Origin of the sequence: Dictyobacter aurantiacus, assembly GCF_003967515.1 — a bacterium.
Taxonomy (GTDB): Bacteria; Chloroflexota; Ktedonobacteria; order Ktedonobacterales; family Ktedonobacteraceae; genus Dictyobacter; species Dictyobacter aurantiacus.
Window position 1 is genome coordinate 2225982 of the sequence record NZ_BIFQ01000001.1, and the last position, 24048, is coordinate 2250029.

Consider the following 24048-nt stretch of genomic DNA (forward strand, 5'->3'; position numbering starts at 1 on the left):
ACAAATCCATACAGAATCTTGACGTTTCTCGAGTATTGTTGAACTATAACATAATGTCCACAGAGGAGACCGAAGGGATGAACATATGCAAGGGAAGCGCTGGCTACTGGCGGGTGCCGCGGTAGCAACCAGCACGATATGTTATACGGCGACATATCGTAGCTGGCGTCAGAAAGAGATCAGTCGCCTGGCCGCGGGCAGTTCGTTGATCGAGACCCGCTTGGGGCTAATTGAGTATAGCTGGAGCGGGAAGGGTCCGGTCGTATTGATCGTGCATGGTTCGCCGGGTGGCTATGATATGGGGCAGGCCTTTGCCAGATTGTTTGGTCGGACGCAGTTCTCGTACCTGGCCATCTCGCGTCCAGGCTATTTACGCACACCCATAGAAACAGCCCCCACGCCCGAAGAGCAGGCCGATCTGTACGCGGCCCTGCTGGACGAACTGCATATCGACCGGGTCAGCGTGCTGGGTATCTCAGGTGGCGGACCCTCTGCGATCCAGTTCGCGCTACGCCATGCCGAGCGTTGCAGCGGCCTGGTGATGATCAGTGGGGTTACCCAACACTATTCAGAGCGTGAGATCTGGAGGACCTATTCACCATTCAAGCGTATATTCAGACAGATCTACAATAAGGTTATTGCGCTCGATTCGGTGATCTACCTCGCCCTGCCATTCGCCAGCCTGCAGCCAGCGGGCGCGGCTGCGACCGACCTGGTGCGTACCGCCCTGCTCTACAGTCAGAGAAAGCGCGGCTACGATAACGACATGGAGCAGTTCGAGAAAATTACCAACTATCCCCTATGGAACATTGATGTACCAACCTTCATTGTGCATGGCACCGGGGACGATGAGGTGATGTTCGCCGACGCGGAATTGCTGGCCAGCCAGGCTCCCCAGGCCCAGTTGATGGTAATCCCCAACGGCAGCCACATGGCCTTCTATACGCATGCCAGCATCGTTATGCCCGCCCTGGAGGAATTTCTCCTGCGCGCAGCTGGCACGCAGAATAGCCACTAGATCCATCTTCACAGATGAGGGACCGATTACAGGGTGCTCACGGGATCAATGTCGATCTCCCACTGTGGCGCCTCGATGACGCGCAGGAGCCGATGCAGGTCTGGTCCACGCACAATCATCTGCCAATGATACTTGCCACGCACACGCTCCATCAAGGCCGGTGCTGGTCCCACGATATCCGTATCAGCCAGACCCAGGCGCTCGATCCACTGCTGCAAGCGGTCATAGAGCAGGATCGCCTCATTCTGACAACGATGGCGATTTTCGTGACTATAAGTAAACTTCACGAAGCGGCGGAAGGGTGGATACTGATAGCGATAACGCGACTCGATCTCGACGCGATAAAATTCATGGTAATCGTGATGCGAGGCCGTCTCAATACAGAAGTGCTGCGGATTGAAGGTCTGGATAATCACCTGGCCCGCTTCAGCGCCCCGGCCCGCGCGGCCCGCCACCTGGGTCAGCAGCGTAAAAGCCCGCTCGGTCGTTGAATAGTCGGGCAGGCCCAGCGCGATATCCGCCGACACCACCCCTACCAGCGTCACACCCGGCAGATCCAATCCCTTGGCGATCATCTGTGTTCCAATCAAAATATCGGCTTCGCGATTGGCGAAGCGGTCCAGCAGCTGCTCGTGTGCACGCCGGTTGCGCGCCGTATCACGATCCCAGCGCAGCAGCCGCGCCTGTGGAAAGAGGCGCTGAATCGTCTCCTGGATCTTCTCGGTGCCCAGGCCGAAATAGCGAATCCCCGAACTCTTACATTGAGGACAGAACTGCAGCACCTTGCTCTGCAGACCACAATAGTGACACAGCAGGATACGCTCGGTCGAGTGATAGGTCATGGGAATATCACAGTGCTCGCACATGACGGTATAGCCGCAGTCGCGGCAGAGCACGCAGCTGGCGGCGCCGCGTCGATTCAAAAACAGGATAGCCTGCTGCCTGTTCTCCAGCACACGGGTCAACTCCTCCTGCAGACGACGACTGATAATGCTGGTGTTGCCCGCATGCAGCTCATTGCGCAGATCCACCACCTCAACTGGAGGCAACGTCGCATTGATGCGGTCAGGCAGCTCCACCAGTCTATAATGCTCCTGCTCAGCCAGGTAAAAGGATTCAACGGCCGGCGTGGCGCTCCCCATGACCACGGGGATATCCAGGATGTTTCCCAGCATCAAGGCTACGTTGCGGGCATGATAGGTTGGCCGGCGCTCGGCCTGCTTATAGGCTGGCTCATGCTCCTCATCCAGGATGATGATGCCCAGGTTGGGTAAGGGGGCAAAGAGGGCCGAACGCGAACCGATCACCACATCGACTTCACCAGAGCGAATACGCCGCCACTCGTCGTAACGCTCCCCGGTGCTCAGCTCGCTATGGATAATCGCCACGCGATCAGGGAAACGCGCCGCCACACGCAGCACGGCCTGCGTCGTCAGGGCGATCTCAGGCACCAGGATAATGCCCTGCTTCCCCTGCGCGATCAGGGTCGCCAGGGCCTGCAGATAAACCTCGGTCTTGCCACTACCCGTAACGCCATGCAGGAGAATAGGACGCAGATCGTACTCATCACCGACGATACAGTTCAGCGCGTGTTGCTGATCAGGGGTAAGCGGCAACGGCTGACTGGTCGGAGTATTTCTGCCATGAAGTGGATTGCGGCGCAGCTCGGCCTCCTCGATGACCAGGATGTGCTCATCCAGCAGTTGATTGAACTGAGCCTTCGTCATACCACTGGCCTTGCACAGGGCATTGACAGACCAGTGCGCATCGGGATCGGTATTGTGCAAAAGCAAGTCCACTGCAGCCAGCTGATGCTGGGCCCAGAGGCTCTCCTTGTCGCTACGGCCCAGGGTCAGGGTGGCGGTCGAGCTGACCGCCTCGGGAATTGCCCAGGGATTGACAACCGCTTTGCGCCCCTTGCGTCCCGATGACTTGGGCTGCATGACGTGATCGGGAATGACAGGTACCGGCACCGGGAGAGAGTTACGCTGAGCCCGCTCTTCGGTCCGGGTACGCCACTCCTGCAGCGCATCACCACGCGACACCAGGCGCACTATCCGCTTCACACGAGCTTTGGCGCGTGGCGCATCCAATTGAGAATCCTGAGAGAAGAGGTCGCTCTGACGCACCTCTTTTAACACCTCTTTCGCCCGTGTGGGTCCCAGCAATGACTTCAGCCGCTCGACATCAATGGTACCTTCAGTCATTAGCAGACCGATCAAGGCGCGCAGTTGCAGGGAACCACCCTGCAGTGCCGCATTAAGAGCCTGCTCGTCGTGATCAGCCAGGCGCAACACCGCCCGCGAACGCTGCATCAGGCCGGGTGGCAACATCATCTGTGCCACATATGCCAGCGGCGTCACATAGTAATTGGCGATCCACTGGGCCAGGGCCATCTGATGTCCCTGCAAGGCGGGCTCAACATCCAGAATGGTATGAATCGGGCGTAGCTCTTCACCCGGTTCAAGCTGCACCCATTCATCCTGGCTGGTAGTCCAGACGATACCCTCTACCAGACGCTCCCCATATGGAACGGCCACCAGCTGGCCCGCACGTAACTCGGGCTCAAGATCTTCAGGGACCACATAGGTCAGTAAAGCACGCTCCTCACCCAACCAGCTGGCGGCCGACGTTAATACATCAGCAAGCATACGTTCTAACGCCTCTCAAATGCACGAGCCAGGGCATTTAGTCCAAAATGCACCATCGTGGGACGACCATGGCAGCAGCTGAAGGGCGCTCTGGTCTGTTCCAACTGCTCAAGCATCTCACGCATCTCGCTGACGGTCAAAAAGTAGTTCGCCTTGATGGCGGCCTTACAGGCTACATTAGCCAGGGCTCGCTCTTCCCAGGTCTCGGTATCACCCAGGCTCTCCGCCGAGCTCAGCTCGATCAACAGCTCGTGCAGGGAACGCGCGTTCATCTGCTTCACCAGCACGCCAGGGACGGCGCGCACCTCCAGGGTGCCATCATGGCTATCGCTGGCCAGCTTAAAACCGATCTGCTCTAGTTGCGCCTGGTGATCCTCAATCGCCTCTAACTCGTTGGGAGACAGTTCCAGCTGGATAGGTGTCAACAACAACTGAGAGATTGGTGTGCGCGCCTTCAAAGAAGCCACCATACGTTCCAGCAGGATGCGCTCGTGGGCAGCATGCTGATCGATCAGATACATACCTCCCTCGCCCTCGGTCACGATATAGCTCTGCGCCACCTGTCCCACCACACGCACTTTGGGGAAATGGCCGGTCCGATGAGGGTCTACCACATCGATGGTCGACTCAGTAGCAGGAGATGCGCTGGCGGCCAGCATCGACACCTGTTGAGGAGGCTGGACCGGTTCGCGAACCGGAGTTGGAACCGCAGACGTAACGGTCTCCTCCTGCCTCCCGGTGCGCTGCAACCACATCTGCTCAATCGGGGATAACGCGGGTCCGGACTCCTCCATGGTCTCAAGCGCCACGTTCTGTGCCGCAGGATCGCTGGCAGTGGCTTCAGAGCGTTCCTCGATAGCCGGTTCAGGCGCTACAGACAAATGGCCAGACTCGCTCTTTGCGCGCTCGGGAGAATGAATATGGCTCTGCCAGAGACGCCCCAGCAGCGGAGGCCGCGTCCCACTCTCTTCTTCGGTGACCGTCATCCAGGGATTATCGGCTGGAATCTGGCGCCTGGAGGATGCGTTTGGCAACGGTGCTGGCTGCTGACCACCACCGGATTCATAGACCTCGCCGGTCTCTTCATCGATATCCAGGGCCAGTTTCTCAACGGCCTCGCGCTCCTGCTGGATCGTGCGTGCCTCAAAAGAGCGTTGTGGCGCCACCTCTTCCTGTTTGGGATCCCAGTGCGGCATCTCCGGCTCTTCCAGCAGAGCGGCCCGCACCGCGCGCAAGATAGACGCGTAGACGCGGCGCTCCTTCAAAAAGCGAATCTCTGTTTTGGCCGGATGCACGTTGACGTCCAGCACAGAAGGATCGATCTGAATGTTAATGACCGCGATCGGATGACGTCCGGTCAACAATAGAGAATGGTAGGCCCCCTCTACCGCCGAAGTCAACATACGGCTGAGCACCCAGCGGCGATTCACAAAGAAGGAGATATGTTGACGATTGCTCTTGTAGGCGGTGGGACGGCTGGTATAGCCAGTAATAATGGGATAGGCAGGGTCCTCGGGCTGCTCATCGCCCTGCACCTGCACCATCTGCTCGGCGATCTGCAGCCCGTACACCTCTACCAGCACGCTCGCCAGTTGCCCATCGCCCGGCGTCGCGAAGATCTGTCGCCCCTCACTAAATACGCTGAAGCGTATCTCTGGATAAGCCAACGCGTACTGCTCCAATAGATGATGGCAGTGGCTAACCTCGGTATTGCGGCTCTTAATAAACTTCAACCGAGCCGGGACCGCGCTAAACAGGTTGCGTACTGTAATCATCGTCCCCTCAGGTGATGCCGCCACCGTCACATCCGAGATCTGTCCGCTCTGGGCGCTAATCTGCGCGCCCTGCTCGGATCCACGCGGGCGGCTCACCAGGCTCACCTCGGCCACAGCGGCGATACTGGCCAGGGCCTCGCCGCGAAAACCAAGCGAACGAATATTCTCCAGATCATCAATATTGGCTACTTTACTGGTGGCATGGCGTGTCAAAGCCAGAGGCAGCTCATCAGCCGGGATGCCGCTCCCATTATCAGTAATGCGGATCAGTTGCAGGCCACCATGCGTCAGATCGACACGGATCTGTGTCGCACCGGCGTCAATGCTATTTTCAATCAGTTCCTTTACAACCGAAGCTGGCCGCTCTACCACTTCTCCCGCAGCAATTTTGGCCGCCACATCAGGTGCCAGTTGTCGTATGGGCATATATATACTCCACAAATCAGGCGGATCGTGTTTCTCTACAAAATAGATAAGAACGAGTGTTCATATGGCATTATAGCACAGAGATAGCCCTGCGGAGCTATTCCCTCCAGATCACCGGGACCTTTGAACTTCTCACAATATCCTTACAGCAGTCTCACAAAGTGCAGCTTATCAATAAGAAATAATCACGTCAGTTCAAAAGCGGATATAATGAACTTATCTAATTTTTTGCGACGCACAGGCAATATACCCAATGTGTAATTACATATATCACCATGCATATAAGTGCTGCTAAATAAAACTAATATCTTCTTAATTGACCACATTAAGATGGCTCATTATGCTTGATAGTATATCTAGATTGAACCGAGGCAGAAAAAGGAGTCGCAGCAAGTGGCAACCAGAAAGGATGGATGGGGTATGAGATCTGACGATATAGACATTCCATCAGCGTTCTATGCCAATGTGCTCAATGGCAGCAGTACCGTGCCCGCAGGTATTCGATTTTGGACGCTTTCAAGCCTGATCATTCAGCAAGCGCTGACGCACCTGGATCCACAGCGTCGGGGCATGGCGCTACGTATCGTGCGCTGTATGCCGCCGCAGGCCGATGGCAAGATATATAGTCTATTGGAATGTTACGGACAGGGATCTCCCCCCTGGAAAAATAACCTGGAATCGCAGGCGGTCTTGCAGGGAGTGGAATCGCTATCCGGCCAGGCGGTTACTATGCGCAAAGTGGTGGCGCTCCATCCATACGACTCCGAGCAGGCTACGTATACGGTAAACGGTACGGCAGGGCTGCACAATGTCAGCACCGCCTCCTATCCAATTCAGCGTTCCAGCCAGGTCGCTGGCTGCCTGACAGTTTCAAGCCTGCAAGCAAACTATTTCACGCCAGAGCGCCATGCCGTGGCGCAGTGCTACGCGGACCTGCTGGCCATTGTCTTTGACAGCCACGAATTCTATGAAGCTCATCGCATTTATCTCCATCTGATGCCCGCCCCAGATGAGCAGAGAAAGTACCTGACCACCTTCAAACAGCGGGTAGCGGCTCTTTTATCGGAAGGATCGGAGCAAAAACAACAAATCGATACCCACCAGGCGGAAATGCGCACCTGGCAACAATTCGAAACAGAGTTCCTGACCATGGACGAAAATGCTTGAAGAGAAATATCGAGAACATTCCAGGGCGGCACCCACACTGGACAATCCTCACCGGCCCTGCTACCATAGCCCAAAAGACGCATATATGAAAGGCAGTGCTTATGAACCAGATTGAAACGTATATCCAGGAACATGAGAACCAGTTTCTGGAGGATCTAAAGGCCTGGCTGCGCATTCCCAGCATCAGCACGCTACCGGAACATGCGGGCGATGTGCGGCGGGCCGCTGAATACGCGGTCGAGCAGTTAAAGCGCCTGGGCATCGAACACGCCGAACTTATCCAAACCAAGGGTCATCCCCTGGTTTATGGAGAATGGCTGCAGGCCAGCAACAAACCAACCCTGCTTATCTATGGCCATTATGATGTGCAGCCGGTCGATCCCATCGAGCTATGGGATAGCGCTCCTTTTGAGCCCAGCATTCGTAACGGCAATATCTATAGTCGTGGAGCCGCCGACGACAAGGGACAGGTCATGGTTGTCTTGAAGGCGCTGGAGACGCTATTCCAGGTTAACGGAACCCTTCCCGTCAACGTCAAGGTCCTGATCGAAGGTGAAGAAGAAGCTGGTGGTGAATCCATAGAGCACTACATCAAGACCTATCCCGAGCGCCTGGGCTGTGATGCCGCCTTCATCTGCGATACCCATATGCCCTCACCCGAGGTGCCCGCTCTGATCACAGGTCTGCGCGGCATCATCTATACCGAGGTGATCGTGCAGGGCGCCAAACAGGATCTACATTCAGGCACCTATGGCGGTGTAGCGCCCAATCCCTTGCACGCCCTATCTATTATCATCAGTCGCCTCAAAGACGCCGATGGACACATCCATATTCCGGGCCTTTACGATCATCTGCGCAAGCCATCTCATGAAGAAAAATCCTTCTGGGAACAGGATCCGCTGCATATGGATGAGGCCTTTCTGCGCGAGATGGGTGTTTCACAGCTCTCGGGCGAGCTCGAATATCCCCCATTGGAGCGCGTCAGCGCGCGTCCCACCCTCGAGGTCCATGGTATCATCGGCGGCTTCACGGGTGATGGCGCCAAGACCGTTATCCCCGCCGTCGCCAAGGCCAAAATCAGCCTGCGCCTGCCACCGGATCTCAAGTCAAAAGAGGTCTTCAAGCTCTTCGAGCAGACCGTCAAAGATGTTGCGCCAGCTGGTGTCAGTGTCGAGGTCGTCAACCTGCACGGTGGAGAAGGGGTGCTGGTCTCCACCGATTCTCCAGTCATGAAGGCCGCTTCCTCCGCCCTGGAAGAGGTCTATCGCACCCCGCCAGTCTACTTACGAGAAGGCGGCTCCGTACCGATCGCGGCCCTCTTTGACGAGGTGCTCAACGTCCCGGTCGTGCTGATGGGCTTTGGGCTCCCCGACGATAATCTGCACGCCCCCAACGAGAAATACTCGCTGCAGCAATTCTTTAATGGTATTCGCACGGTTGCGAGCTTCCTCCAGAAGATGGCATAATACCCGTAACACGTCCTGCGCGGGCGTATCCACCTCCTGTCAACGTATGGAAGAAGTTGTAATGATGGGCTACGGCATCAGCCATAGCCCATCATTATCCAAAGAAAGAAAGGCGCATGATGCCCTCTACTCCTGAACTTCCAACCACGTACCTGGCAGATCATGCGGATGAAGCCGTTGATCTGCTCACCCAGCTCTGTAAACAACCCAGTATCGCGGCACAGAACTATGGCATTGAGGCCATGACCGAACTGACTGAACGCCTGCTCGCTGAAAGCGGCTTTCAGACGCGGCGCCTCCACTACACATCTCAAGCCCCGGCCGCCGTCTATGGTGAGTTGCGCGGCAGTGGTCCCTATACGATACTTCTCTACAACCACTATGATGTCCAGCCCGCGGAGCCGCTGGAGCTCTGGCAGAGTCCTCCCTTTGAGCCAACGATACGCGAAGGCAAATTTTTCGCGCGTGGCGCCGTCGATAACAAAGGAGAGATCGCGGCCCGCCTGGCGGCGATTCGGGCATTGCGCGCTACCTATGGAGAGTTGCCCATTACATTACGCTGGATCATCGAAGGCGAAGAAGAGATCGGCAGTCCCCACTTTGAAGAGATCGCAGAGAAATATAGCGAGCTTTTGCAAGCGGATGGCTGTCTCTGGGAGGGTGCTGGCTTCACGGACGATGGCAATCCTTCATTGAACCTGGGAACCAAGGGCCTGCTCTACGTACAGATGGATGTGCAGGGGGTGGGAATCGATGCCCACTCGGGTCAGGCGCCGATCCTGCCCAGCGCCACCTGGCGCCTGGTCCAGGCTCTGGCCAGCCTGCGTACGCCTTCCGGACAGGTGCGCATCCCCGGCTTTTACGCGGCGGTCAGGCCTCCCACCGATGCACAGCTGGGGGCCATCATGCAGCAGAAAAATAAAGACGAGCAGTTAAAGCAGGCTCACCAGGTAGACCATTTTGTCGATGGACTGAGCGGCGTCGCCCTGCGTGAGCGAGTGGCCTTCGCCCCCACCTGCAATATCGCCGGCCTTAACAGCGGCTACACCGGAGATGGGGTCAAAACAGTTCTACCAGCTAAAGCCATGGCCAAGATCGATTTCAGACTGGTGCCCGACCAGGATCCGCACGAGATCCTGCGGCAGTTGCGCAGCTATCTGCACGAGCAAGGCTACGACGACATCAACTTGACCGTGCTGGGTGCGGCTAATCCTGTGGTAACGCCAATCGATGATCCGTTTGTGCAAAAGATCCGCAGCATCGCCGAAACCTTCGCCGACAAGCCGGCCAGTATCTCGCCGATCGTCGGCGGCTCGCTGCCGCTGCTGGACGCACTGAAGCGGCACGTTGGCCTGCCCGGCCTGAGCGCCCCCGGCAATGTTGGCTACTGGGGCAGTGGAGCCCATGCCCCCAATGAGCACATTCGGCTGACGGACCTTGAGCGCGCCGTCCGTTACAATTGCTACATGTTCATGGCCCTGGGTTAAACGCCCATGCGCCGAGGCGAGAAGCGCCCGCGAGGGGCGCACCTACGGGAGCATGACGCGTGAGACAGAGCGAGAAGCGCCCGCGAGGGGATCATGGCAATTGTAAGGTTGCGGTGTGGATTAAGGCCTGGTAGAAGTCGGCGATATCGGTGCGCTCGGGAAGGCCGACGACCTGTCCGTCGCCCAGTTCAATGATGCTCCAGGTGCCGTTTAGCTGCCTGGCTACGTCCATGGTAAAGAAGCGGCTCTGGATGCGGCGCGCCACAGGAGACAGCAGTTCCAGGGGAGGGAGTTCTCCATCATAGCTCCCTTCCTCCCAATAGGGAATGGTCAGCAAGTGCTGGCCATCGCAGAAAAACAGGCGGTATTCCCTGGTCAGAGGCATGCCGCTTTTAGAATGAGGGCCAAGCGGCTCAAGCTGCACAAATTCTCGAAAGACCAATCCTTCCGCCAGATCGTCCCCCTGCAATTGTATAAAGCGTGAAACCACACGCTCTACGGCGGCACGATCGGAAGCGGCAGGAATATAACAGGCCTCAAACCACTCGTGCTTGCGCGACTTCGCGAAGTCTTTAACAATCAGCGGTCGATCGTCAAAGGGTTGCAGTATCTGCATGATTGCATCAAAATCGATCTGTCCATCATCATTATCAATCTCAGCCATACGCAACCAGACGGTGGCAGGTGATAGATCACGGGTCAGGTCATAAGATTCCGGCAGATAATGGCAGTGGGTATAGGCTAGAGGCATATTGATCAAGAAGAGGTTCCTCTCGGCCAGGGCGGCATATAGCAGCATGTAATCCTCTGGCTTGAGCATCCAGCCGCGATAAATCGCCAGTTCAGGGGTATCTGCCGCATCGACCCTGCGCAACGCGCGTGTATCATTGTGCTGATCCACCAGTGCCTCAAAGTTGAGGAGAGAGAACGGCACATTCAGTTGCTCCGCGACGGCAATCTCGTCCGCGTACATTGGTTCAGACTGACGCACATTCCAGGGATCGGCACAAAAAATCATCCGCATATCGTATCTCTCAATCTTTGCAAAAGCATGATTCTCCATTCAAGCATATCTATTATCGATGAGCTGCAAATCAATGTAAAGTTTTTATGCATAGCATACAGGATGATATACTACAAAAGCTAATCCATAATGTGACCTTACATCTAAGGAGAATTACAAGATATGGCAGAATACACCTCGATCCTCGTTGAGCGCGAAGAGAAAGTGGGCATTGTTACATTGAATCGGCCCAGGGAGTTGAATGCTCTGAACTTCCAACTGGTCAATGAACTGGCCGATGCGCTGGAGGAATTCGATCGCGATGAAGCGATTGGTTGTATCATCCTGACCGGCTCTGGCGAGAAGGCATTCGCCGCGGGCGCCGACATCAAGGAGATGGCCGATAAATCCCCGATCGATATGATGCTGGGAGGCTTCGAGTCCTGGGGGCGCATCCGTAAAATTCATACGCCGATGATCGCGGCAGTAAATGGCTATGCATTGGGCGGCGGCTGTGAACTGGCTATGCATTGCGATATCATCCTCGCCTCCGAGAACGCCCGCTTCGGACAGCCTGAGATCCTGATTGGCGTCATTCCAGGCGCGGGTGGCACACAGCGCCTGGCCCGTACTCTGGGCAAGTATCGTACGATGGAGATCGTGCTGACAGGCTCGCCCATCAACGCGAAAGAGCTTGAAAGCCTTGGCCTGGTCAACCATGTCGTTCCCCAGGGTGAGCTGATGAACGAGGCGCGTAAGCTGGCCAACAAGATCGCCGGCCAGGCCCCGATCGCGGTACGCATGGCGAAAGAGGCGGTGCTTAGCGCGTTTGAAACCTCTCTGGAAGAAGGATTAGATTTAGAGCGTAAAAACTTTTTCTTGCTCTTCGCGACCGAAGATATGCGCGAAGGAATGCGCGCTTTTATAGAAAAGCGCCAGGCGCACTTCCAGGGAAAATAATAAGTTAAGAGGGTCAATGGTGCAAACAGCTGGTGCCCCGCTGTTTGCACTATTGACCCTCTTAACTTAAGCTATTTCTTCGCCGAGCAGGGCGGAAACGTAGGCTTCTTTGAGTTTGGGGACCGTTTCGTAGCCGGATAATTCATCGGGCTCGATCCAGCGCATATCGACAGCCTCCCAGTCGGTTTTGATCTCGTCGGGCGCCAGTACCTGAAAGAGGAAGGGGTGGACATAGAAGTGGCGATTCAGTTCTTCATCCACGTGCTCAACCACTGCTCCTCTCCGCAACATACGCACCTGGTCGCGCCGCAATCCAGTCTCTTCCCCGATCTCAACATATGCCTGTTCATCAGGAGACACATTGGCCTCGACAAAACCACTGATACCTGCCCAGTGTGCATGATAGCTGCCGACGCGCTGGCTACGCTGGACCAGCAGGATACGTGTATGCGGACCGTCAGTCCTTTGCAAGAAGCATGTAACAACATGTGTAGTTCGCAATGGAGCGGAAGAATGTGTTGAGCTCATTTGCAACTCCTTCATTTATGAGATGACAACCGTTGCTATTTCTTGTATACTCGTATAATTAATTGCGGAACACAACCGATAATAATCGATCCAATAGGAGTTTAATCTTGTATGCAAGCACAAGAAACAACAGATACAACAACCTCTGTAGACCCTGAGGATCTGCAACATACATGGCGGGCCACCTTGACTCCCTGGCGCAAAGCGGCTTTGGCAGCTCTGCCGGTCTTTCTGGTGACGCGCCTGCTACTACTCGTGCTCACTTACTTTGGTGGCATTCTTTTCAATGCTCAGGGTCCATCGTCCTTTGCTTTCAACGTCCAAAGTATCCTCTATAACTGGTATCACTGGGATGCGACGCGCAACCTGAGCATCGCCACGCAGGGATATGTCGATCCCAGTTACACGGCATTTTTCCCGCTCTATCCCACTATTGTACACATCGTCAGCGCCCCTCTTCACATGGATATTTTGCTGACCGGCATGATTATCTCAAATCTGGCCTTTTTCGGCGCGCTCACCATACTTTACCTGCTAATCGAACCAGAGTTTGATGCCAGCATGGCCAGGCGCTGTATGCTCTACCTGGCAACCTTTCCGACCGCCTTATTTTTCTTTACCGCCTACAGTAGCGCCCTCTTCCTCTTTTTAACGCTGCTCTGCCTCTATCTGTTGCGCCGACGTTCCTGGTGGTTAGCCGGCTGTATCGGAGGACTGGCCGCGTTGACCGATCTACTGGGTATCTGCCTGTTTATCGTTTTTCTATGCGAGTTTTTTCGACAGCAGCTGCCACAACTACGCCAGGCAGAGCAGGACCGAAACGCGAATTTACGCGCATTGCTGCCATTAATCGCCGCGCTTTTGATCCCGGTCGGATTGATCATATACAGCTATGCACTCAAAAAGCCTTTCCATGATGGGCTCATTTTCTTACACCCGCGCCCTGGCGCTCCCGGGGTTGGATTTTTAGCGGGCCCGGCCACTGCTATTCGTACGCTTTTTAGCGGCTCACCGTATACATATGCCGCCGCCCACGCACTCTTCGAGTTGCTGCTCCTGCTTGGAATGATTGCGCTATTGATTATGGGTTTTGTCGGGCGTGAAAAGCTGGCCCGAAGCTTCTGGCCGCTACAGGTCTTTGGCATACTAGTCATCGTGTATGCGTTGCTGGTCCCCAATCAACCAGGCCAGCCCTTTAATCAGTACGATCCATTGCCGGCGATACAATACACAGCTCTGCTCTGTATACCCGGCTTCCTTGTGTTAGCTCGCCTGGGACGATACCCCTGGGTTCACCAGGCCTATCTACTCTTCGCCACGCCACTGATGGCGTTTCTGACCTTTCAAATGTTCAAGGTGCTCTGGGCCATGTGATCCGGAGCACCCACGGTGGCCAGCAGGGATAGTAGGTTTGCCGGTAATTAGTACGAAAAAGCAAAGGGATACAAGCATTGAAATATGGAATTAATTTTACCCATGGCAATAAAACGCATTTCATGACAAAATAGAAGGTAGATATATTGCAAAAATTCTGGAAAGGCTATCCGTACCGACGCTCAGCAGCTCGAATAACCAGATACTTCTACCACGCATTTTTGCAGTTCATCAAAGCCTTCTTATTGACGTATAGTTAACACTCTTATATAGTATGCTTGGCACATAGTGCATCTTGCCTATGGAACACAGCTAAAAAACATCTAAGTTGCATCAAATAGTCATTTTTCGAGCCTTTATAGGCCTGATCGTCTTTATCATTGGAGGTAGGCCGACGTGTTAAATATTTTCGTCTGGGCCGGTCTTGCTCTCGTTGTGGTTTTAGTAGGGGCCATCATCGCACTCTGGGTGGGTTTCTCGCTGGGGTCTTCGCGCAACAAAGCCTCCTACGAGGAGAAATTGCGCGCCCTCAGGGAAGCGAGCGAACAGCGCCTCCTCGCGGCGCAAGAACAACAAAGTATCGCCCTCAGGGAAGCACGCGATGAGACGGCGAGCATCCGCACCGCGATCGAACGCGAGAACGCGGAGAGGCGCGCTGAGATACAACGCCAGGAGCGGCGCATCCAACAAAAAGAAGAGAATCTGGAGCGTAAACTTGATGCTCTAGAGACGAGGGAGCGCAAACTGGCGAACAGGGAACGCGCCATCGACCAAACTCGTGAAGAGCTTGAGCAAGAGAAGCGCAAACAAACCATAGAGCTAGAACGCATTGCCAAATTAACTGAGGAACAGGCAAAGGAACTATTGCTCAGCCGCATAGAACAGCAGGTTCGTACAGAAGCCTACCATCGCGTTCGCCACATCGAAGAGCAGGCACGAGAAGAGGCCGACGCGAAGGCGCGTGAGATTATCACGCTCGCAATTCAGCGCTGCGCCTCCGATCAGGTGGCGGAAGCGGTGGTCTCGGTGGTGCCGCTGCCGAACGATGAGATGAAGGGGCGCATCATAGGTCGCGAGGGTCGCAATATCCGCGCCCTGGAGGCGGCCACCGGTGTCGACCTGATCATCGACGATACGCCAGAGGCGGTTATCCTATCTGGATTTGATCCGGTACGGAGAGAAATTGCCCGGGTTGCATTGACGAAGTTAATCATGGATGGGCGTATCCATCCTGCCCGCATTGAAGATGTGGTGGCGAAGGCGCGACAGGAAGTAGATCTGATCGTGCGCGAAGCGGGCGAGAATGCGGCCCTGGAGGCGAACGTCCACGGACTGCAGCCAGAACTGCTCAAAATTCTTGGTCGCCTGCACTTCCGCACTAGCTATGGTCAAAATGTGCTTGCGCACTCAGTGGAGGTGTCGATCCTTGCCGCGACGATCGCCCACGAGTTGGGAGCGGACGTCAATGTCTGTAAGACAGCCGCCCTGCTCCATGATATGGGCAAAGCTATCGACCAGGAGGTCGAGGGTCCGCACGCGATCATCGGTGGAGAAATCGCCCGCCGCTTTGGCAAGTCGCCGAAAATCGTCCATGCCATGGTCGCTCATCACGCCACCGAGACTGAGCCCCAGACGTTAGAGGCAGCGATCGTGCAGGCGGCCGACGCGATCTCGGCGGCCCGACCAGGAGCGAGGCGCGAAACGATCGATCTCTATATCAAGCGTCTGGAAGCACTCGAGCATATCGCCAACTCTTTTACCGGCGTGGAGAAATCGTTTGCCATCCAGGCTGGCCGCGAGGTGCGCATCATCGTCAAACCGGAAGAGGTCGATGAATACGCCGCCATCCGCCTGGCCGGGGATATCGCGCACAAGATCGAGGAGGACCTGGATTATCCGGGCCAGATCAAAGTGTGCGTGGTGCGCGAGACGCGCTCCGTAGATTATGCGAGATAGACAGGGAACAGGTATACATGGCGAATACAATTGATCTGCATACCCATTCAACCGCATCCGATGGCCTCTACAGTCCAACAGACCTCTTACAGCAGGCTCAGCAGGCGGGCTTGAAAGTGCTGGCGCTGACCGACCATGATAGTACAGAGGGGATTGTCGAGGCCAGCGAGGCCGCCCAGAGACTGGGTGTCGAATTTATTCCAGGCATCGAGCTCAACGCCGACGTAGATCGTAGCGAAATCCATGTGCTGGGCTACTATCTGGAATATCAGCGACCTGAGTTTCAGTCCATCCTGAAAACCCTGCGCGATGCCCGTGTCAGTCGTGGTCAGCGTATGGTTGAACTCCTGAATGAAGAGGGGATCAACATTTCCTGGGATCGTGTACGCGAACTGGCCCAGGGCGCCGTCGGTCGTCCCCACGTGGCCAAGGCGCTGATGGAAGCCGGCTATGTGCAGTCCATCCCGGAGGCCTTTGACAAATATATCGGCAATGGCTGCCACGCCTACGTGCCGCGCTACAAGCTGACGCCCGAAGAGGCGGTTCGCCTGATCAACAGCGCCAATGGGCTGGCTGTCATGGCCCATCCCATCACTGTGCCAGGATTGGACGAACTGCAGCGATGGCTGCCCGGCCTGCAAAAAGCCGGGCTGGTGGGACTGGAGACCTACTACGGTCCCTACACGCACAAGGATGAGGAGGCCCTGCTCTCACTGGCCAGTCGCTACAATCTGATCCCAACCGGTGGAACCGACTTTCACGGTCCAGGCATCCATCCCACACCACTGGGCGGCCGCTTCGTGCCGCCTGAAGCGGTTGAACGTTTGAAGGCACTGGCAGCCAGTCGCCGTGGTAAAACGCCCCCCGCTTTCGAGCTACCCGCACCCGTAGAAGAGAAGTAAACAATAAAAGGGGCGAATACAATTGTTTATTAAGAATATGATACAATTGTACTCGCTCTCTCTTTTTGCTCATATCATTCGCTAAAGAGAGCCCCCAGGCGATAAGTATCACTCATTGAGGAGATTATACCTATGGGTCGAAAAGAGCGCTCCACGCTGGTACGTTTGTGGCTGCGGCAAATTCTGGAAACTGTCACCCTGGTGCTTTTAATGCTTCTGCTCATCCGCGTCACCCTGCAAAATTTTCATATCGACGGCCACAGCATGGAGCCTACCCTGCACGACCAGGAATATATCCTCGTCAATAAGGCAGCCTATCTGCTACAAGGACCCGCGCGCGGCGACATCATCGTCTTTCAATATCCACGCGATCCGCAGGAAAATTACATCAAGCGCATCATCGCCACCCCCGGCGACCGCATCAGCATCATCAAAAATACGGTAAGCGTAGACGGTACCGTCCTGCACGAAAGTTACGTCAACAAAGATGATCCTTACAATCCTTATCCGGCCATCAAGCAGCGTGTGGTAGGGCCCGACCAGTACTTTGTCATGGGTGATAACCGGGGCAATAGCTCGGACTCGCGAGCCTGGGGCATGGTGCCGCGCCGGAATATTATCGGCAAAGCGGTTGTGGTCTACTGGCCCTTCGACGTTGACAACCTTGGGCTACTTCCCAACGAGAGCGGCGTCTTCGCCCACGTTCGTTAAAATATGGTGTCCCCGGCGATGCATCGCCGAGGACACTTGTGTTTGACTCTCGTCATGATGAGGAAACGTGAACTCCCCCGCACGCGCGTCCGCGCCCCTGTTGCACCACAATACTATGAGCGGACGCGCGTGCGGGGGAGTTCACCAACCCGTTTTATATTGGTGTATGGGGCGCTCAGAACCCGTTTTATATTGGTGTATGGGGGGCGCGCGGATGCGCGCCCCCCATACACCAATATAAAAATTAGCGCGGCTGCGCAGCGGACGCGCGTGCGGGGGCGCTCACGCACCCCCAGGGTGACGGGAGTAAGAAAGCTACATGCGGCGCAAACCATCGCGCCGGGCGATATCTCTCCAACGACTGGTGGACGCGGCGCTCTGAGCGGCGGGCTGACGGCGCGCCTGCTCTCTCTCCTGGTGCTCTTGAGCCATCAAGCTGGCCACTACAGCCGCCAGCTGTTCCAGCGACAATTCCTCGCTCTGGGATGGCGTGGACCCGTTCTGTCCATCGCTGGCGGCTGATGCAGGCTGCACGCGCAGGTCGGCCACCTTCTGCCGCCCTTCCCATTCTTCGGCGATAAAATCGGTGGAGAAGTCGGCGCTGGCAAAACGCGGATGATCCACCAGCCAGCGCACGAACGGTAGCGTTGTACGCACACCCAGGATGGTATATTCATCCAGGGCCCGGCGCAGACGCGTGATCGCCTGCTCACGATCACGTCCCCACACAATCAACTTCGCCAGCAAAGGATCATAAAAGAGGGGTACCTGCAGCCCCGCATACAGGCTGCTATCCACGCGCACGCCAGGGCCCGAAGGCTCCTGCAATCCCAGTACTGTACCGGTTGCCGGCAGAAAGCGGTTCGAAGGATCTTCAGCCGAAATGCGGCATTCAATCGCAGCCCCGCGCAGCACGATATCCTCCTGCTTGAACGAGAGCGGCAGACCAGCCGCCACACGCATCTGCTCCTGCACCAGGTCGACACTGGTGCACCATTCGGTGACGGGATGCTCCACCTGAATGCGCGCATTGACCTCCAGGAAATAAAAGTTGCGGTCAGGTCCCACCAGGAACTCGGCGGTACCGGCGTTAACATACTGGATGGAGCGCACCAGATTCAGGGTAACCTCGGTCATGCGCGCTCGCAGCGCTTCATCCATGATCGGTGATGGCGATTCTTCAATCAACTTCTGATGCCGTCGCTGGATGCTACACTCGCGCTCTCCCAGATGCACCACGTTCCCATGGGTATCCGCGATGAACTGGACCTCGATGTGACGCGCGGGCGTAATCGCTTTCTCAATATAGACCCGGCTATCACCAAAGGCACTCTGGGCCTCGCTACGCGCCGTACGGAATGAGGGTAAAAGGTCACGCGACTCGCGTACCAGGCGGATACCTTTACCACCGCCACCCGCGGCCGCCTTGAGCAATACAGGATAGCCTAATTCCTCGGCCTTGCTGATGATCTCCTGATCGTCAGCCACGTCGGTCATGGCACCCGGCACGATTGGGACCCCGGCCGCCCTGGCCGCGCGCCTCGCGGCCGTCTTCTCACCCATCGCGCGTTGGGCGGCCGCCGAAGGACCGATAAAGATCAGTCCTGCCTCCTGACAGGCATCGACAAAATTAGCGTTCTCGGCCAGAAAACCATAGCCAGGATGGACCGCCTGGGCACCGGACCGCCGCGCGACTTCAATTAATTTGGGAATATTTAAATAACTCTGCGCCGCCACCGCCGGACCAATATGGTAGGCCTCATCAGCCATACGCACATGCAGGGCATTGCGGTCCGCGTCACTATAGACAGCCACGCTCTGCAGGCCCAGATCGCGGCACGCCCGTATCACGCGCAGAGCGATCTCGCCGCGATTGGCGATCAAAACTTTCTGAAATGGCCATCGAGAAATATCAACGTTCTCCAAAAGAAGGCTCCTTCGACTTCATAATGTGTCAGACACACTTTTTACTGGTGCGCTTGAGCGCCCCCGCACGGGCGTCCGCCTACGCGGCCGCACTGGTTTTTTTGAGGTGGTGCAACAGGGGCGCGAATGCGCCCCTGTTGCACCACCTCAAAATAGACTGCTGCTCATCCCAGGTGCGAAAGCTCGTGGGCGCCCCCACTGGTCTTTTGTACTGGTATCACAGGGGCGCATTCGTGCCCCTGTTGCACCACCTCAAAATAGACTGCTATATACCCCAGGTGCAAAAGCTTGTGGGCGCCCCCACTGGTCTTTTGTACTGGTATCACAGGGGCGCATTCGTGCCCCTGCAGCACCACCTCAAAATAGACTGCTGCTCATCTCAGGTACGAAAGCTCGTGGGCGGCCGCACTGGTCTTTTGTATTGGTATCACAGGGGCGCGCAAATGCGCCCCTGTGATACCAATACATACACGGCTTTCTGTCAAAAGTATAGCACGTCTCCAGCCACATGGTTGGATTGGGAAGAAAAGGCTAGGGGGTAACGAAAATTTTGTAAAAATGAAATCGCGAGTACACTGAATTTTGACTGCAATTCATTCATGACTCTTATTTTTATATCATCATGGATGGCATTAGCAGGCGTTGCTTCGTGCGGATATGTTGAGGGGTTTGTTTGGTGTCTGAGGAGGAGCCGAAGTACCAATGCTAAAATTGATAACAAAAATGCCGATCGCCCGCCGTCTCTTGCTGGCGTTCTTGCTTACCACGGTCATACCCGGCATTATTATCTCCGTGCTGGGCCTGACCTTTTATAAGGGCCAGACCGAACGAGGTGAGATCATTCGCCTAAATATAAGCGCATTCAAGTCCGCCACCACGGCAGGCACGTATCTCCCCGATCTCAATGCCTTGTTAATCACTACATACCTGGAGCAATATCAAAGCCATCAGCAGGCAGATAAAGCTCAGGTGGAGACCAATATCCAGTTGATTCAGCAAACGAGCAAGCTTTTTGATACCGAGGCGCATAACTATCAAAAAAATTATGAAGTATTGACGGCGCCAAAGATGTGGTCGACCCAGAGAATACTGAAATATAGCCACCTCGACCCTATGCTCCCCGTAAAACAGCAACAAGATCTAAACCGGGTCCTGCATATCCTCTGGCCCACCTACCAGGCAGATGAGGCGAGCATTTTGGAAGCGATCCATCAGAAGATGCCGGCTACCACGGTGCGCGATCTGATTACAAAAGCCAATCTTGACTATATGCCGCTAGAAAATCAATGGGACGAAGTTATTGGTATCGCGGAAAAGATCAGCATGCGCATCGTGACAACGCGTATGACGCAGGCACACCAGATCATTTTTCTGACCCTGATTGCCTTCTTTGGCACCATCATCTTGACCACGGCCATCGGCTACCTCGCCTATCGCTCGATCACGATTCCCCTGCATCAACTGGCGCTTATGACGCGTAGGATCGCTAAAGGCGATACCCGAGCGCGCGCTACCATCGCGGCCCGCGATGAAATCTACCTGGTAGCGGCATCGATGAACACAATGCTCGACAACATCGTGCGACTCATCCAGGAAGCGGAAGAGCAACGTGATAAGCTACAGGCCCGGGTTGAGAAGCTGATCAATGAGGTCAGCAGTGTGGGTGACGGCAATCTATGTGTCCAGGCCGAGGTCGATGATAGTGAACTGGGCATACTGGCGGACTCGTTTAACTATATGATCGAGGCTCTTGGCAGCCTGGTGGTACGCGTAAAATCGGTGGCTGGCGAGGTCGCCAGCTCAACCTCAAAAATCCTGAACTGCATGACCCAACTGGTTGAGACAGACAATAACCAGCTGCAACAGATCGCACGGGCCAGCGCCGAAATCGAGCAGGTGGCGGCCTCCAGCCGCAATGTCGCCGAACGCACACGTGTCCTGTTTGACGTCGCCAACATCGCCCGCCAGGATACTCAGCTGGGGCGCGAGGCAATCGAACAGGTCATGGATGGCATGGGGCGTATCAACAACAATGTGCAAATTACCGCCAGCAAGGTTCACACCCTGGGCGACCATTCGCGCGAGATAGACGAGGTCATCGAGGTTATCTCCAGCATCGCCCACCAGACCAACCGGCTGGCCCTGGACGCCGCTATCCAGTCCGCGATGGCGGGTGAAAACGGCAAGGGCTTCGGGGCCGTCGCCGCCGATATCCGCCGCCTGGCCGAACGTACCAAGGACCAGGCCCACCTGATCACCCGCATCGTGCGCAGCATCCGCGAAGAGATCGGCACGCTGGCGATCTCAATGCAGGATACCGAAAAGGAGACCACCAGCGGCAGTCAGCTCACCCAGGAAACAGGGGTCGCGCTGCAGTCCATCTTCACCGCCATCGAACACCAGGCGAAAGAGATAGAGATGATCAACCAGATGGTGGCGCAACAGCTCCAATCCTCAACCACGGTGGTCCACATTATGGAAAACGTAGCTGAAACCACTCAGCAGAGCAGCGCCAATACCAGGGATGCGTCGCAACATGTTGAGCGGCTGGCGCGCCAGGTACGTCAGCTCCGTACCTCTGTTGAGGCCTTTAAGCTGCGCGAGGGACACAACTACCAGATCCCAACCACCAGCGCCACCATCAATTGGGAGGAGGACGAGGAGCCAGAAAGCCCACTCACCATCAGCGGCGTCTTCCGCACCGTCAGCGCCACCTTGCGTCCCGTTGCTCGCAATGCTCGGCGCGGCGCGGCTATCTCGGGCATCTATTTCGCGCCACCTGACTCGTCCGATGATTATCGTTGCGCTCTACCGGGTCCACATGAAACATCCAATTCGGGTCAGAACTGGGACCGCCTGCCACAGTCGGAAGAGTGGCAGAGCAACAAACCCATAGATAAAAGCGGCACCGAATGGTAGGCTTTGCACAACTTATAGATAGCAGCAAGATATGAGCCATCCCCAACTTCTGCAGAAGTTGGGGATGGCTCATATCTTGCTGTCACTGAGATGATCCAGACTGTATGGCCTGCTGGCGCACCGCTTCGTATAAGATGATGCCAGTCGCCATGGCGACATTCAACGATTCAACCTCGTTGGCCAGGGGGATACTAATCGACAGGGTAGATAGCTCATGGGCTTGCTGGCCGGGTCCATGTGCCTCATTTCCCACTATTAAGGCGAACGGATGGACCAGGTCCTGCATATAATACAGCTGGTCGCAACCAGCCTCGGCCAGCAACACACGGGGCGGCTCTCCACAATGTCTGGCCACGCGGTCCGCGATAGCTTCCCAGCTCAAATTGACCTCAACCGGCAGCGATACGTGGGCGCCGGCAGCCGAACGCACAACCTTGGGGCTGTAGTAATCGACGCAATGAGGGGTCAGCAAGACACGCTCAACATTCGCTGCCAGCGCGGTCCGCAAGATCGTGCCCATATTGCCAGGGTCCGCGATATCATCCAGGATCAGGAGGCAGGGGCGAACAGAAGAACGGCGGCGCCGCTGAATGCTGACTGGATCGAGCGCGTCCAGAGGCAAAACGCTGACCACGCCCTGAGAGGTCTGGGCGTCACCGAGCGCCTCAATGACACGCTCACTAACCTCGATCAAATGTGAGGAGGAAGCGCGGAGCAGGCGCTCAAGCAGGGCCGCACCCTCCGGCGTCCGCTGTAACAGCGCAGGCTGATAATAAACCTCGTATGGCCACAACTGCGCGTCCAACAGGGTCTCAAGCAAGTGGGGGCCCTCAAGCAGAAAGGAACCGCTTTTTTTGCGTCCCCGCGCCGTATGCAGAGTCTGCAGTTTACTGATACGTGGATTAGAGGGGCTGGTAATCAGAGTCATGGCAGGCATCCTCAAACAACAAAGGACCCGCCATATCACTACTGACAGGCGGGTCCTTCGTATGAATTGCTATTACGCTTTAGCGGCGTCCAGTGCTGTCTTCACCAGTGTACCGAAGGCACCCAGATCATTAACAGCCATCTCAGCCAGGATCTTGCGATCGACATCAATCTGAGCGACGTGCAGGGCATGCATCAACTGGCTATAGCTAATACCATGCATGCGAGCAGCAGCATTGATACGCACGATCCACAGGCGGCGCATGTCGCGCTTGCGGTTGCGGCGGTCGCGATACATGTACGCCATTGAGCGCATAACCGACTCATGAGCGGGGCGGAATACATTGCGGCGTGTTCCACGATGTCCTTCCGCAAGCTGGAATATTTTTTTATGTTTCTTGTGGGAAGTTACTCCACGTTTTACCCTTGGCATATTCTGTCCTTATCCTTTTCGAATTTCGTTCTTGTACAATTAGAAAGCGTAGGGAAGCAGGCGCTTCATGCGACGCAGATCGGCTGGCTTCAGCTCGAACATTTTGTCCATTGAACGAATAGCCTGAGGGGATTTGTTGCGGCGCAAGTGGTTGAGAGCGATCTTGCGGCGCATAACTTTGCCACCAGCGGTCACTTTGACGCGCTTGGCCATGGCTTTGTTGGTCTTTAACTTCTGCTTTGGCATGGTTGGCTCTTTCTTTCTTTATAACGCGGGGCAAAATTTATTTTTCTGTTTTCTTCCATGAGCTTTCCTGCTGATGTACAGATATGGAGTACACATTTTCACCAGGAGCAAGTGATGGAGATGGAGATTGAACCCTTCAATCTTATCAGCAATTCTATCAAAGGCGAAGAGTG

General features: G+C 55.7%; 18 protein-coding genes. 10 read left to right on the forward strand and 8 right to left on the reverse strand.

Translation table 11 applies throughout. The features are described 5' to 3' along the window. Positions 1-85 precede the first annotated feature (85 nt). Positions 86-1018, forward strand: a complete 933-nt coding sequence (locus KTT_RS08955; RefSeq protein ID WP_126595654.1) for an alpha/beta fold hydrolase — start codon at positions 86-88, stop codon at positions 1016-1018. 26 nt (positions 1019-1044) lie between these two features. On the opposite strand, the gene priA is transcribed toward KTT_RS08955, so the two are convergent. After that, a complete protein-coding gene (gene priA / locus KTT_RS08960) occupies positions 1045-3669 on the reverse strand; it encodes a primosomal protein N' (protein WP_126595655.1) in 2625 nt (874 codons plus the stop codon). A 5-nt stretch (positions 3670-3674) separates the two neighbouring features. Next, positions 3675-5870 carry a DNA mismatch repair endonuclease MutL gene (gene mutL, locus KTT_RS08965; protein ID WP_126595656.1) on the reverse strand — a complete coding sequence of 732 codons (2196 nt, stop codon included), beginning with the start codon at positions 5868-5870 and terminating at the stop codon, positions 3675-3677. A 420-nt stretch (positions 5871-6290) separates the two neighbouring features. On the opposite strand from mutL, the gene KTT_RS08970 reads away from it, so the two are divergent. From KTT_RS08970 to KTT_RS08980, 3 genes are all read left to right on the forward strand, one after another. Then, positions 6291-7037 carry a hypothetical protein gene (locus KTT_RS08970; protein ID WP_126595657.1) on the forward strand — a complete coding sequence of 249 codons (747 nt, stop codon included), beginning with the start codon at positions 6291-6293 and terminating at the stop codon, positions 7035-7037. A 101-nt stretch (positions 7038-7138) separates the two neighbouring features. Then, positions 7139-8503, forward strand: coding sequence for a dipeptidase (locus tag KTT_RS08975; protein WP_126595658.1), 1365 nt, complete (start codon positions 7139-7141; stop codon positions 8501-8503). Positions 8504-8619: 116 nt separating this feature from the next. After that, positions 8620-9990: a M20/M25/M40 family metallo-hydrolase gene (locus KTT_RS08980; RefSeq protein ID WP_126595659.1), complete on the forward strand. Its 1371-nt coding sequence runs from the start codon at positions 8620-8622 to the stop codon at positions 9988-9990. Between the two features lie 91 nt (positions 9991-10081). Here the strand turns inward: KTT_RS08980 and KTT_RS08985 are convergent, their stop codons facing one another. Continuing rightward, complete coding sequence (locus KTT_RS08985; RefSeq protein ID WP_126595660.1) at positions 10082-11014, reverse strand: ATP-grasp domain-containing protein; 933 nt, start codon at positions 11012-11014, stop codon at positions 10082-10084. Between the two features lie 162 nt (positions 11015-11176). Between KTT_RS08985 and KTT_RS08990 the strand changes: the two genes are divergently transcribed. Beyond that, the gene (locus KTT_RS08990) at positions 11177-11953 is read left to right on the forward strand and encodes an enoyl-CoA hydratase-related protein (RefSeq protein ID WP_126595661.1); all 777 of its coding nucleotides are present in this window, start codon (positions 11177-11179) and stop codon (positions 11951-11953) included. A gap of 66 nt (positions 11954-12019) precedes the next feature. Here the strand turns inward: KTT_RS08990 and KTT_RS08995 are convergent, their stop codons facing one another. Beyond that, positions 12020-12481: an NUDIX domain-containing protein gene (locus KTT_RS08995; RefSeq protein WP_160145755.1), complete on the reverse strand. Its 462-nt coding sequence runs from the start codon at positions 12479-12481 to the stop codon at positions 12020-12022. 111 nt (positions 12482-12592) lie between these two features. Here KTT_RS08995 and KTT_RS09000 point away from each other — a divergent pair, with 111 nt between their 5' ends. The 4 genes from KTT_RS09000 to lepB all read left to right on the forward strand — a co-directional run bounded on the left by KTT_RS09000 (position 12593) and on the right by lepB (position 17424). Beyond that, positions 12593-13855, forward strand: coding sequence for a mannosyltransferase family protein (locus KTT_RS09000; protein WP_126595663.1), 1263 nt, complete (start codon positions 12593-12595; stop codon positions 13853-13855). Positions 13856-14251: 396 nt separating this feature from the next. Next, positions 14252-15811: a ribonuclease Y gene (gene rny, locus KTT_RS09005; RefSeq protein ID WP_162511802.1), complete on the forward strand. Its 1560-nt coding sequence runs from the start codon at positions 14252-14254 to the stop codon at positions 15809-15811. A gap of 17 nt (positions 15812-15828) precedes the next feature. Continuing rightward, positions 15829-16713, forward strand: a complete 885-nt coding sequence (locus KTT_RS09010) for a PHP domain-containing protein (RefSeq protein WP_126595664.1) — start codon at positions 15829-15831, stop codon at positions 16711-16713. A gap of 132 nt (positions 16714-16845) precedes the next feature. After that, on the forward strand, positions 16846-17424 hold the full coding sequence (gene lepB / locus KTT_RS09015) for a signal peptidase I (protein WP_126595665.1): 579 nt from the start codon (positions 16846-16848) through the stop codon (positions 17422-17424). 315 nt (positions 17425-17739) lie between these two features. On the opposite strand, the gene KTT_RS09020 is transcribed toward lepB, so the two are convergent. Beyond that, the gene (locus KTT_RS09020; protein WP_218030861.1) at positions 17740-19350 is read right to left on the reverse strand and encodes an acetyl-CoA carboxylase biotin carboxylase subunit; all 1611 of its coding nucleotides are present in this window, start codon (positions 19348-19350) and stop codon (positions 17740-17742) included. Positions 19351-20052: 702 nt separating this feature from the next. Between KTT_RS09020 and KTT_RS09025 the strand changes: the two genes are divergently transcribed. Continuing rightward, positions 20053-22269 (forward strand): methyl-accepting chemotaxis protein, encoded by a 2217-nt coding sequence (locus tag KTT_RS09025; RefSeq protein ID WP_126595666.1) that lies wholly within the window; start codon positions 20053-20055, stop codon positions 22267-22269. An 82-nt stretch (positions 22270-22351) separates the two neighbouring features. On the opposite strand, the gene KTT_RS09030 is transcribed toward KTT_RS09025, so the two are convergent. The 3 genes from KTT_RS09030 to rpmI form a co-directional block, all read right to left on the reverse strand. Further along, positions 22352-23197 (reverse strand): TrmH family RNA methyltransferase, encoded by an 846-nt coding sequence (locus tag KTT_RS09030; protein WP_160145756.1) that lies wholly within the window; start codon positions 23195-23197, stop codon positions 22352-22354. Positions 23198-23269: 72 nt separating this feature from the next. After that, entirely contained in the window at positions 23270-23629 is a 360-nt protein-coding gene (rplT, locus tag KTT_RS09035; protein WP_126595668.1) for a 50S ribosomal protein L20, read from the reverse strand. A gap of 39 nt (positions 23630-23668) precedes the next feature. Continuing rightward, the gene (gene rpmI / locus KTT_RS09040) at positions 23669-23875 is read right to left on the reverse strand and encodes a 50S ribosomal protein L35 (RefSeq protein WP_126595669.1); all 207 of its coding nucleotides are present in this window, start codon (positions 23873-23875) and stop codon (positions 23669-23671) included. Positions 23876-24048 lie beyond the last annotated feature (173 nt).